This is a genomic window from Shewanella frigidimarina NCIMB 400 (assembly GCF_000014705.1).
GTDB lineage: Bacteria > Pseudomonadota > Gammaproteobacteria > Enterobacterales > Shewanellaceae > Shewanella > Shewanella frigidimarina.
In genome coordinates this window covers 863,807-876,113 of record NC_008345.1, presented here as the reverse complement: position 1 = coordinate 876,113, position 12,307 = coordinate 863,807, and the positions used below count along the sequence as shown (strand labels likewise).

The window sequence follows — 12,307 nt, the reverse complement described above, 5'->3', positions numbered from 1 at the left end:
AACCTAAACTCGGAATAACAATACTCAAACGATGTTGCCCTAGCGCATTAGCGCTGGGCGACTAAATCAGCCAAAACTTGTTTATACGCTTCAACTGGATGCGAGCCAGTTAATGCACTCGATTGGTTAAAAATGACCGTGGGCACACCCGAAATACCAAGTTGCTGCCAATGGGCTTCTTTGGCGCGAACCTGTTCAGCCACTGCTGCGTTATCAAGTAAACTTATGGCTTCAGCGGCATTAATACCCACCGCAATGAGTTCAGCGCTCAGCACTTCACGGTTTGAAATATCTTTATGTTCGGTAAAAAAGGCACTGAATAAACGCAGTTTAAGCTCAGTTTGCTTACCCACTTCTTTAGCGTATTCCAACAGCACATGAGCGTCTAAAGTGTTAACCATTTTCATCTGTTCAAAATAGTCAAAAATAAAGCCATTTTCAGCCCCCTGCTGGGCAATGTTAGCCCGTGCACGAACGCTACCTTCTGGGGTTGTGCCGTATTTTCTGGCTGAATGCTCACGCAGGTTTTCACCTTCAGCAGGCATGTTAGGGTTAAGTTCAAATGGTTGCCACTCAATCTCAACTTGATCTTGTAGCCCAAGTTCATTTATCGCCGCTTCTAAGTGTTTATAACCAACGATGCACCAAGGGCACACAACATCTGAAATAATATCGAGTTTAATCTTTGCTGTCATTTGGTGGTCCTCATCTGTTCAAGTGCGTTTTGTTCACTAAAACCTGATAAAAAAATACCAATGCCATTTGCGATAACGCGGGCATTGGTATTATGAAGTCATACATTCATCGACTTATCGTGGATGATAATCTTTAATAAAAATGTCGATAAAAATGTCGGTAACAATGTTGGTAAAGAATTACCAAGCAAACTTTTTGAATACATCGTCAACCGGTGTTTTTGCTACATGGTTGGTGTAATTACTGATCACTTTTTGTGACAAGCCTAAAATGATTTCTAACACCTGCTGTTGGCCATAACCTGCGGCATAAAATGCTGCTAGTTCTGCTTCAGAAATGTTACCGCGGTTACGTACGATACTTAATGTCGCATCTTGTAACGCTTGTAATTTTGCAGTTGGCATCGCCGCTTTATTACGTAATGCTTCAGTTAACGCTGGGTCTACTTTCATTGAATGTGCAATACCTGTATGTGCTGGTACACAATAGCCACACTCGTGTTCAACGTTAATGGTTTGCCATACAACCGTTAGCTCTTCAGGGTTAAATGATGTGTCTAAAAAAGCCTGATGTAACTGTTGGTAAGCTTGCAACGTGCTTGGAGATTCTGCCAACACACCAAATAAATTAGGTACCATACCCATTTGCTTTTTAGCGCCTTCTAACATTGCTTTGCTGTCTTCTGGTGCTGTGTCTACAGTGTGAATAGTAAATGCAGTCATAATATTCTCTCTTCTAGATAAATAAATTTAGGAGTGTTGCGTTTCGAATTGAGACCACTATAAATCAATTTGAACGCTCGCTCAAGTTTATTTTGAATGATTGTTCAAATTGATTGTTGTTATTCAAATATACATTAGAGAATATTGTTTATTATCAAAATAGTATGAGTTTTAAAAAATATAAAATAATCACTAAACTCAGCCGTTAATGCTAATTCAACTAGCCACTTGAACATTTAGATTATCAATTATTGAGGCATCTAGAAATGCGTAGCGACAGCTCTAATAGGGTGAAGTACGATCTAATTAATAACAATCCCAGAATAAAGCACTTACGCCAAAACGATATTTAGACGATAAAATGGGTTTATCCCCCCCATCTTTACACTTCTTTAATTGAACAAATAATTGAGATTAATTATCATTACCGCAAGTTTGTGGATTTGTATTAACGTTTATAAAAAATAACAAAATCAGCAGGTTTAACACTCTATTGCAATACTGCATGGCATAATTTGAGCAAACAAAAATGAACATGGTTTCGACATTAAAATGGTTTCACAACTGGGTAGGTTTTTTTATTAGCATCACCATGTTAATAGTACTTACCACTGGGGTATATCTCGGTAGCGTTGATTTACTCAAACGCCTAGACAGTAAAGATCAAACATACTCTCCAATCACACTTGAACAAAAAGCCGATACTGTTGCGAGTGTATTTGAGCGCTATCCCGACATGAGTACTGTTCGCTTTCCAACAGAACATACGCCATATATTCAAGCTAGCACTCGTGGTAAATCAATTGCATTGGACAAAGAGTTAAATGAACTGTCGAGTAGCTCCTCTTTCGATTTACCTGGATATAGCACGGTATTTTGGTTGCATCGAAATTTTCTCATCGACAATGGTGGTAAATACATTAATGCATGGGCATCGCTTGCGGGGGGGCATCGTAACCTTAATTGGCATTTACCTGTGGTGGCGAGTGCGTAATGGATTTAGATTAAAACAAAGTATTCCTAAAAATACCCGCTCAAGCAGTTTACTTAAAAGCCACATTCAACTGGGATTATTTATTTCAGTACCATTGTTTATATTGTGTATCAGCGGATTTTTAATCACTTACAACAGCTTATGGACAGGTGTTCTTAAGCAAGATGCCACCAGCGAACAGACACTACCTTATTCTGTCAGCCAACCAAGTCATTGGTTAAGCCAGCTAAGCAACGCACAACAAATTTGGCCAGACGCAGAACTTGTATCAGTGAGTAAACCACGCTCTAAGCCCAATAAAGGCCAGCAAGCAGAAACAGATAAACCACAAGACCTTGTGTACAGTATTCAATTCGATGAACATCAGGGCGTGTGGTTAAGAGAAGCTGATCGCATCAGCATGAATTATCAACAAGGAACGATTGAGTCAGTAATCAAACACAGTGACCGACCTTTATCAGCTAAAATTGCCAGTTTTGTTCGTCCTCTACACGATGGACTGTACATGCCAGCAAGCTATGTAATGTTGATTACCTTGGTGTCACTCATTGGCACATTGATTTTATCATTCAGTGTGGTGACCTTTTACCGACGTACTTTTAGTCGCAAAAAAGCCAGTTAACGAACAGCCCACCATGTTGCGCTACATTTCCTTCATACATCAACGGCAATGTAGCGCAGCATGAAATCAAACCGTTAGTTAAACGCCATATAACGTTACCACCACCGCGCCACCTAAACCTACATTATGCTGCAGCGCTAATGTGGCATTATCGACTTGTCGGTTGCCAGCTTGACCACGTAAGTGCCATGTCAGCTCTGTACATTGTGCCAACCCAGTAGCACCAATTGGGTGCCCTTTCGACATTAATCCACCCGATGCCCCAATGACAAATTTACCGCCATAAGTGTTGTCACCATTAGCAATCAATTCAGCAGCGCCGCCTTCAGGACATAAGCCTAATGCCTCGTAAGTGATCACCTCATTTGGAGTAAAGCAATCGTGTAGCTCTATCACATCAATATCATTGGGGTCGATACCAGCATCATCATAAACCCGCTGCGCCGCTTGTTGGCTCATACCCTTACCGACGGCAAAAATTGGGTCTTGCCACGACTGCTCTGTATCAGTTGCCATTGCCTGCGCAATAATTTTCACCTTGGATGTTATGCCGTTTTGACGGGCAAACTGTTCACTGCAAACAATGGTCGCAGCTGCACCACAGGTGGGAGGACAAGCCATAAGCCGTGTTAAGTAGTTATCGTAAATTAACTTATCATCAAGCACTTGCTGATACGTTAATGGCGTTGAAAACATCGAGTATGGATTTTGTAACGCATGACGACGTGACTTTTCGGCCACCTTGGCAAAAATATCGGCACCGACATGATACTTATCCATATAATGTCGGCCAGCTGCACCAAAAGCGCGTAATGCAATTGGGCCTTGCGGGGCATTAAACTGCTTTAACACTGGCTCAATCCGCTCAAAAGGGCTTTCTCTGTCAGTCCAATGCGATCCCAATGCACCTGGTTGCATTTCTTCAAATCCAAACGCTAACGCACAATCCACTTGTCCAGACAACACCGCTTGGCGCGCAAGAAATAACGCTGTCGAGCCACTAGAACAATTATTGTTAACATTGATAATTGGAATGCCGCTTTGGATTACATCGTAGAATGCATGCTGCGCGCAGGTGCTGTCGCCATAAATATAGGCTCCATATGCTTGGCCAATTGACTTGGCGTCAAGACCAGCATCGGTTAATGCTAACTTAATCGCTTTAGCCGCCATCGCACGGTAGGGCTCATGTTTACCTGGTTTGCAAAAAGGGATCATTCCAACCCCTGCCACTCTTACTGTTGTCATATTGCTCCCGTAATGCTGTTTCTAGTGAGATGTTATTGGGGATCAGTTATTAATAATCTGGAATCGGGATTTTTACACCTAGTGTATTTTTCATCCTTGTTATTGGACAATATTATCTTAATGACGACTGTTAACATAAAGTTAATTTACTTGCAGCGCAACGCACCAAAGACAAGCATTAACGCACCAATATGGGACATTCCGAGCCCAAGCATCAATCATTACGGACACTATTGAGTACTGAGTTAACATCAAAATGCACCGAAGTAGTACATTTAATGGATCATTTCAGCAACATTTTCAGACATTTGCACCGTATAGGTTCAGAAAAATGCCAGCCATGTATCGGTTTAGGAATGACTTTTGCTTTATAAAAGTATGAATTTCAACAGAGAATCGTTTTGTGGGAACTGAAATGAATAATATTAGTGATGCTATTGGCGTCATTGCACAAAGTGCAGACACCTTGTTCATCTTACTTGGTGCAATTATGGTGTTAGCCATGCACGCAGGCTTTGCATTTTTAGAAATGGGCACCGTGAGGCATAAAAACCAAGTTAACGCCTTGGTTAAAATTCTAACTGACTTTGCCTTTTCCGCTATCGCCTACTTTGTCATTGGTTATCAAATAGCTTATGGCAATCACTTTTTTGTCAGCGCAGAAAGCTTAACCACTGATAATGGCTACCAACTGGTTAAGTTTTTCTTCTTACTCACATTTGCAGCAGCCATTCCAGCAATTGTATCTGGCGGTATTGCTGAACGCGGCAGCTTCAGACCTTTCTTATTGGCATCTGCTTTAATTGTTGCCTTCGTATATCCGCTATTTGAAGGGATTATGTGGAACGGTAATTATGGATTTCAAGCTTGGTTAGAAAGCCAATTCGGCGCCCAATTTCATGACTTTGCCGGTTCCGTTGTAGTGCATGCAATGGGCGGTTGGTTAGCCTTAGTCGCCATTTACTTATTAGGAGCTCGCCGTGGTCGTAAACCGGGAATCGCATTTGCGCCATCAAATATTCCCTTTCTAGCGCTAGGCTCTTGGGTGTTAATTGTCGGTTGGTTTGGCTTTAACGTTATGTCAGCGCAAACCCTCGACGGTATTAGTGGTTTAGTGGCGGTAAACAGTTTAATGGCTATGGTTGGCGGTACGATTGTGGCACTTGTGGTGGGTAAGAATGACCCAGGCTTTATTCATAACGGACCACTAGCAGGCTTAGTTGCTGTGTGTGCAGGTTCTGACTTAATGCATCCTGTTGGCGCATTTGTGGTTGGCGGTATAGCAGGAGGTTTGTTTGTTCTGGTGTACACCAAATTACAGCGTAGCAACAGAATCGATGACGTTCTAGGCGTATGGCCACTACACGGTTTATGCGGTGTATGGGGCGGTATTGCTGCGGGTATTTTTGGTCAGCAGGCTTTAGGTGGTCTTGGCGGGGTCAGCTTTATGTCGCAACTCATTGGCAGTATTGCTGGCGTTGTGGTGGCAATTGTTGGCGGTATGATTGTGTATGGCGCGGTTAATAAAGTATCGAGTTTACGCTTAAGCCAAGAAGATGAATTTATTGGGGCGGATTTAGCGATACATAAGATTGGCTCAACCAATTCAGATAAGTGATGATGCTAAGTCACTTATAGTTAAAAAGGGGCGGAAATGAATTTCTGCCCCTTTTTACACGAAACAGAGTCTACAATCAGTGCTTCGATTTAACCCCATTCTTAACCATCTCTTGACCGCTTTCGAAGATTTCAGCGGTAATCCAGCGGCCAAGTAATAGCTTGTGGTTATCACCAAATACCGCAACAAAATGACGACCATCAGCATTACTAGTTGCCATACCCACACCCGCAACACCTTCCAAACCTAAACCGCCCTTCTCCACCGACAGTAAAAAGCGTTCTAATTCGGCTAAATTATCAATCACATCATTTTCAATATTCATTTAACTTCCCAACAACTTTAGATCAAAACTTGGGTGCTACTTTAACCCATTGAACCTCAATAAGGTATATTGTATGCCATCTGTGCCTATAGCGCTGGTTACTGTACCACTCACTCAGGTCTAGCCGCTAAGATGATCAAAAACGTAACGTAAAATCAATCAGCTGCGCATCGTCATCGTATGAATCAAAATTAATCGACAACATCACCTTCCCTTTTGTCAGCATAATGTTATCAAAATTATCTTCTGCGTTTGGGTATCGCTCCAACAATTGCGATTTGATAGTAGGCAACTGATAACTAGCAAGCACAGCATTAAATTCACTCATCGTTTGCGTGCCAAGCATCGACTCGGTAATTTTAATTGAATTAACGACTCCTTGGCGATCAAAACCCAATAACACATTGCTATTCACCAGCACTTTTGGACCGTTGTCTGTCAATTGGATTTGGTTGATGAGCTGTTGTGGTTGCAAGGTATAAGCTTGCTTAAATGCTAATGTCAACAATGTTGCGATGTTGATATTATCAAAGTTGCCGAACTTAACGTGATGCTCATCAGTGACTGTTAATGGCATAATGGCAAAGCTGTTAAGTCGAGAAACAGCAGCGTTATCTAGACTTTCATTATAGTCTTCAAAGGTTAATATCAATCGGCTATTTTTACCTGCCACACTGTAAACATCACCTTGCTTTTTTAGCGCTAAATGCGCTTTCACGCTAGTAAGCCCATCACCTTGACGCACTTGGTTAGCAATCACCCAATTATCGCCATCATAGTTTTCACTTAAGGCAATTTGGTTTTGACCATGGCCATTTAACAATCCTAAATCCTGGGTAATCATCTCGATACGATTGTCTTTAACAACAAACCATAGACTCCGCCCATAACCATAAACGGTTGCACCATTGTCGAGTTGCAACTGAATACTGTGAGGACCTAATGCTTGTTGTAAAACATCAACCGAGTCACCAATGTGTATGCCATAGGCGCTGTCGGTTGTAATAAGCGCATCAGGTGCTTGGTGTTTTTGCGCTTGCTTTAATACATTCCCCTCGTTTGGCATCGTCAATTGAACTGTGGTTTGGGTATACGAAACCGATTTACCTTCGCTGTTATAAGGTGTTGGATCTTTGCTCAGTTGTGTATCGTCACAAAAGGTAACGTATTGCGCAGTGGTAATCACATGGATTTGCTTGGTGTTCGATTTAACTCGGCTACTGTCATCTTGCAAGTCAATACTTCGCTCAATTCCACCAACACTTAATCTATCAAGAATAATCGCATCCGCTCCTGCTGCTGCAGCTTTTCGCTGTATTTCCACAAAGGCTTGTTGTATATAAGCATCACGATGGGACAAAACGCCATCACTAGACGATTCCAGCAAGTCTGGGTCAATATCGTAGACGATTTTATCATTGGCTGTATCGATAGTGTGTGGACTACAAAGTGGGTAAAAATCTAAAATTGGCGGTAATTCATTGGCGTTTATAGCAGGGCTTAACATTGCACAGCTGAGCAAAAAAAGTGAAGGTTTCATTTATCGTCCTTGAGTCTATAACATCGTATTTTTACATAGTATTAACACTTAATCGTGTTCACTACCCTAATCTGAAATGCAATCACTGTAAACCCACTGCTTACTAAGCTCTAAAACAGTGTAAACGATTGACACTCATGGTCACGCTATTGCAATAAATGAACATTGACCCGGTTAACCAAGTGCACCTGATACATGAGTAATGACCTACGCCTCACTTTTATTGACTTGCTGTAGATATCCACTCTATCTGCACAATTTTTGCACCTTTGTTCTCTAACATACTGTTAACGATATTATGTCAATTAATCGTATAACTCAGCATAAGCAAATGTTAGGAGAATCTGATGGTTACCAGTAATCATTTATACCCAATCAATAGGCTGTTTAACCAGCCTATTACGTTCATATTTGCACTCACACTCAGTAGCTTACTGTTACTGACTGCTTGTGGCGGAAGCGATAGCGACAGCACAACAGATGTAGTAGAAACAGCAACAAGTACCGATACCACGGATACGAGTACAACAACAGAAGTCACCGATGCTGATTTTGAAGCAACCGATTGGACTGATGAAACTCACAGTAAAAATGTCGACCCTAACTTTGATGAAGTGTTTAGTGATACCGAAGTTAAACGACTCGATATCGTTGTAACAGAAGATCGCTGGCAGAGCATGTTAGATGACATGACAGCACTCTATGGCGAATTTGGTAGAAGCTCATCAAATAGCTTAAGTGATACCGATGAAGATCCTATTTTTGTTCCAGCTGAAGTATTTTATAACGGCACGCAATGGTATCGCGTCGGCATCCGCTTTAAAGGTAATTCATCACTGCAAACTAGCTGGCAACAAGGCATTCTGAAACTGGCGCTTAAACTTGATTTCGACGAGTATGAAGACGATTACCCGCAAATTAAAAACCAACGCTTTTATGGCTTTAAAAAGTTTAGTTTAAAAAACAACTTTGATGACGAGTCAATGTTACGTGAAAAAGTAGCTGCGGATGTGTTTAAAGATGCAGGGCTTGCGGTATCTCACACTGGGTTTTATACCTTATACGTTGACCATGGCGACGGCCCTGAATATTTTGGTTTATATACTCTTGTAGAAGAAATTGATGACACGGTAATCGACACGCAATTTTCTAGCGACAAAGGTAACTTGTACAAACCCGAAGATAATGGCGCAATGTTTGTTGATGGGTCATTTAATCAAGAAGATTTTGAGAAAAAAACTAACGAAGACGACGAAGATTGGTCAGATATACAAGCCCTATTTACCGCCTTACACGACGACATTCGCACCACAGACCCTGAAACATGGCGAGCCAATTTAGAAACGGTATTTGATGTTGATGTATTTTTAAAATACTTAGCCGTTAATGGCATCATTCAAAACTGGGACACTTACGGCTTAATGCCACACAACTACTATTTATATAGCAATCCAGACAATTCAAAACTGACCTGGATACCTTGGGACAACAACGAAGCATTGCAAGACGGGAAACAAGGTGGCGCATTGTCGTTAGACTTCTCTGACCTCAACTCAAACAGCTGGCCACTCATATCAAAACTGCACGCAGATGATGTATACCGTGACCGCTACAACCAGTTTTTACTTGAGGTTATCAGCGATGCATTCGAAACCCATAAAATGCAAGCAAGCTACAATGCTTACTCTGCACTGATTGCTCCTTATGCGACCACTGAAGTATCTGGGTATAGCTTTTTAGAAAGCAGTAGCGATTTTTATCGTGCTATCGATGAGCTAATAGAGCATGCCGAAGATAGAGCCACTGCTGTAGAAAGTTATTTAGACAAACAGTAAGCACGTCACTCCTTCATAATATAGTGCGACAAAAAAGCCCGCCACATAAGTGACGGGCTTTTTACTATGCAAAACAGAACCAATAAATTAGATACTAAGGTTTGCTTTACGCGCTTGATGCAGTTTTTTGTAGCTTTCGATCAAACGTAAATGTGGCTCAATACCTTCGAGATTCATGCTGGTTTTGCTCAGGCCATAAAAGCGTACTGTGCCATTAACCGAACCGACAACATTGTCCATAACTTCTTTACCGAACATGCGGTTAAAGTTGCCAATAAAGTGTTCAAGCTCTAAGTCTTCATCTAAAGTCACTTCCAATACCGCATTCACAGCTTGATAAAACAGACCTCGTTGAACGGTATTGTCGTTAAACTGTAAGAACTCACCAACCAATTCAATAGCGTCTTCGTGCGAGCCTAATGCAAGATAAATCAAAATCTTCAGTTCGATAATGGTTAACTGGCCCCAAACCGTGTTCTCATCAAACACAATGCCAATTAACGTACGGATATCGGTGTGGTTATCTAATTGACTTTCTTCTAAGCGATTAACTAACTTACCTAACGCTTTAGTGCTTAATGAATGCAGATTTAAGATATCTTCACGGTAGTTTAAAGACTTATTGGTATTGTCCCAAATCAAGTCATCTACAGGATACACTTCTGAATATTCAGGCACTAAAATACGACACGCAGAAGCACCTAAATCAGTAAATTCGGCAATGTACACTTCTTTGCCCATGGCCTCTAAAATACCAAATAAACCGCTGGCTTCTTCTTCACTGGTACCGCTAAAGTCCCATTCACAGAATTCATAATCAAACTTACTGCTAAAGAAGCGCCAAGAGATAACCCCAGTTGAATCAATAAAGTGTTCAACAAAGTTTTCTGGTTCAGTCACTGCCATGCTGTTAAACGTTGGCTTTGGCACATCGTTTAAGCCTTCAAAGCTGCGGCCTTGTAACAACTCGGTTAAGCTGCGCTCTAATGCCACTTCAAAGCTAGGGTGTGCACCAAACGAGGCAAAAACACCACCAGTACGTGGGTTCATTAAGGTCACGCACATAACAGGAAATTGACCGCCTAAAGAAGCGTCTTTCACTACAATAGGAAAGCCTTGCTCTTCAAGCCCTTTAATGCCCGCTAAAATACTTGGGAATTTCTCTAGTACTGCCATTGGCACATCGGGTAGTACAATTTCTTGTTCGATAATTTGACGTTTAACTGCACGTTCAAAAATTTCAGATAAACACTGTACATGAGCTTCTTGCAAGTTATTACCTGCACTCATGCCATTGCTTAAAAATAAGTTTTCAATAAGGTTAGACGGGAAATAGACCGTTTCCCCATCGGACTGACGCGTGTATGGAATAGCACAAATGCCACGATCTTTATTGCCTGAGTTAGTATCAATTAAATGTGAGCCACATAACTCTTCATCGGGGTTATAAATGTCTAAACAGTACTCATCTAAAATGCCAGTAGGCAGAGCATCATCTTCTTCTAGCGCGAACCATTTCTCATTCGGGTAATGCACAAATTCGCTATTGGCGATTTCAGTACCAAAGAATTGATCGTTATAAAAAAAGTTATTATTAAGACGCTCAATAAACTCGCCTAAAGCAGAACATAACGCGCTCTCTTTAGTAGCACCTTTACCGTTAGTAAAGCACATCGGAGAAGCCGCATCACGAATATGCAAAGACCACACGTTTGGCACAATGTTACGCCATGACGAAATCTCAATCTTCATACCAAGGTCGGCTAACAAGCCTGTCATGTTTTTAATGGTTTGCTCAAGCGGTAAATCTTTACCTAAGATAAAAGTACTCGCATCGGCTTCAGTTTGACCCATCAACATCGCATTGGCGTCGGCGTCTAAGTTTTCAACGGTTTCGATTTTAAACTCAGGCCCAGTCTGAACCACTTTTTTAACGGTACAACGATCAATTGAACGTAAAATACCTTGGCGATCTTTATCCGAAATATCATCCGGTAACTCAACTTGAATTTGGAAGATTTGGTTATAACGATCTTCCGGGTCAACGATATTGTTTTGCGATAATTTGATATTTTCAGTCGAAATATCACGAGCTTTACAATACACCTTAATGAAGTAAGCGGCACAAAGTGCTGAAGATGCTAAGAAATAATCAAAAGGACTAGGAGCAGAACCATCACCTTTGTAGCGGATCGGCTGATCGGCGGTGACGGTAAAGTCGTCAAACTTAGCTTCGAGTCTCAAATTATCGAGAAAATTTACTTTGATTTCCATTGAATATATCCACAGTCTTGCGCAACCAAACGGCCAGCTTGTCTAAATTAGGGTGAATTATCGGTGTTTTTGAGCCAATAGTCTTGGGTTAATTGCCAAAATGTTAGCTTTAAGCTGATTTTGCAGGATTAACACTATTGATTCGCTAGCAGCAGAACAGTGCTAGTGTTTATAAAAATGACTAAATTGATGAACATGCTCATTTCAATGTAAATAAACAGTTATCACTGTAGATCCAATCGTCACAGATCGTATTATGAATATATTAACGGCAAAGGTTGAAGCCAGTCTTGCTGAAGCTAAACCCGGTGTATAAATGATGAAGGGTTTTCACCCCTCATTCATCTGCCACTAAGTCCGGTAAGACCTAGAAACACTAGGTCTTACTGATCTTTTAAGGTTGTTTTTACAGAGAATTGTTGGCCATTATTTA

The 12,307-nt window shown here is 41.2% G+C and carries 10 protein-coding genes; 4 read left to right on the top strand and 6 right to left on the bottom strand.

All coding sequences use genetic code 11. The features are described from left to right. Positions 1-47: 47 nt before the first annotated feature. Together SFRI_RS03880 and SFRI_RS03875 are read right to left on the bottom strand one after the other, a co-directional pair. Positions 48-695: a DsbA family oxidoreductase gene (locus tag SFRI_RS03880; protein WP_011636228.1), complete on the bottom strand. Its 648-nt coding sequence runs from the start codon at positions 693-695 to the stop codon at positions 48-50. Between the two features lie 180 nt (positions 696-875). Then, positions 876-1,418 carry a carboxymuconolactone decarboxylase family protein gene (locus SFRI_RS03875; protein WP_011636227.1) on the bottom strand — a complete coding sequence of 181 codons (543 nt, stop codon included), beginning with the start codon at positions 1,416-1,418 and terminating at the stop codon, positions 876-878. 592 nt (positions 1,419-2,010) lie between these two features. Here SFRI_RS03875 and SFRI_RS21620 point away from each other — a divergent pair. Together SFRI_RS21620 and SFRI_RS03865 are read left to right on the top strand one after the other, a co-directional pair. Beyond that, positions 2,011-2,412, top strand: coding sequence for a hypothetical protein (locus SFRI_RS21620; protein ID WP_167526084.1), 402 nt, complete (start codon positions 2,011-2,013; stop codon positions 2,410-2,412). Continuing rightward, the gene (locus SFRI_RS03865; protein WP_041412779.1) at positions 2,405-3,034 is read left to right on the top strand and encodes a PepSY-associated TM helix domain-containing protein; all 630 of its coding nucleotides are present in this window, start codon (positions 2,405-2,407) and stop codon (positions 3,032-3,034) included. Before SFRI_RS21620 ends, SFRI_RS03865 begins: the two co-directional genes overlap by 8 nt. A gap of 78 nt (positions 3,035-3,112) precedes the next feature. On the opposite strand, the gene SFRI_RS03860 is transcribed toward SFRI_RS03865, so the two are convergent. Then, positions 3,113-4,282: a lipid-transfer protein gene (locus tag SFRI_RS03860; RefSeq protein ID WP_011636226.1), complete on the bottom strand. Its 1,170-nt coding sequence runs from the start codon at positions 4,280-4,282 to the stop codon at positions 3,113-3,115. Positions 4,283-4,697: 415 nt separating this feature from the next. On the opposite strand from SFRI_RS03860, the gene SFRI_RS03855 reads away from it, so the two are divergent. Continuing rightward, entirely contained in the window at positions 4,698-5,900 is a 1,203-nt protein-coding gene (locus SFRI_RS03855) for an ammonium transporter (protein WP_011636225.1), read from the top strand. A 76-nt stretch (positions 5,901-5,976) separates the two neighbouring features. Here the strand turns inward: SFRI_RS03855 and SFRI_RS03850 are convergent, their stop codons facing one another. Both SFRI_RS03850 and SFRI_RS03845 read right to left on the bottom strand, forming a co-directional pair. Continuing rightward, a complete protein-coding gene (locus SFRI_RS03850; RefSeq protein WP_011636224.1) occupies positions 5,977-6,225 on the bottom strand; it encodes a hypothetical protein in 249 nt (82 codons plus the stop codon). A gap of 136 nt (positions 6,226-6,361) precedes the next feature. After that, entirely contained in the window at positions 6,362-7,765 is a 1,404-nt protein-coding gene (locus SFRI_RS03845) for a hypothetical protein (RefSeq protein ID WP_011636223.1), read from the bottom strand. 347 nt (positions 7,766-8,112) lie between these two features. Between SFRI_RS03845 and SFRI_RS03840 the strand changes: the two genes are divergently transcribed. Beyond that, complete coding sequence (locus SFRI_RS03840) at positions 8,113-9,600, top strand: CotH kinase family protein (protein ID WP_011636222.1); 1,488 nt, start codon at positions 8,113-8,115, stop codon at positions 9,598-9,600. Positions 9,601-9,687: 87 nt separating this feature from the next. Here SFRI_RS03840 and SFRI_RS03835 read toward each other — a convergent pair whose 3' ends face one another. Then, the gene (locus SFRI_RS03835) at positions 9,688-11,874 is read right to left on the bottom strand and encodes an OsmC domain/YcaO domain-containing protein (protein ID WP_011636221.1); all 2,187 of its coding nucleotides are present in this window, start codon (positions 11,872-11,874) and stop codon (positions 9,688-9,690) included. Positions 11,875-12,307 lie beyond the last annotated feature (433 nt).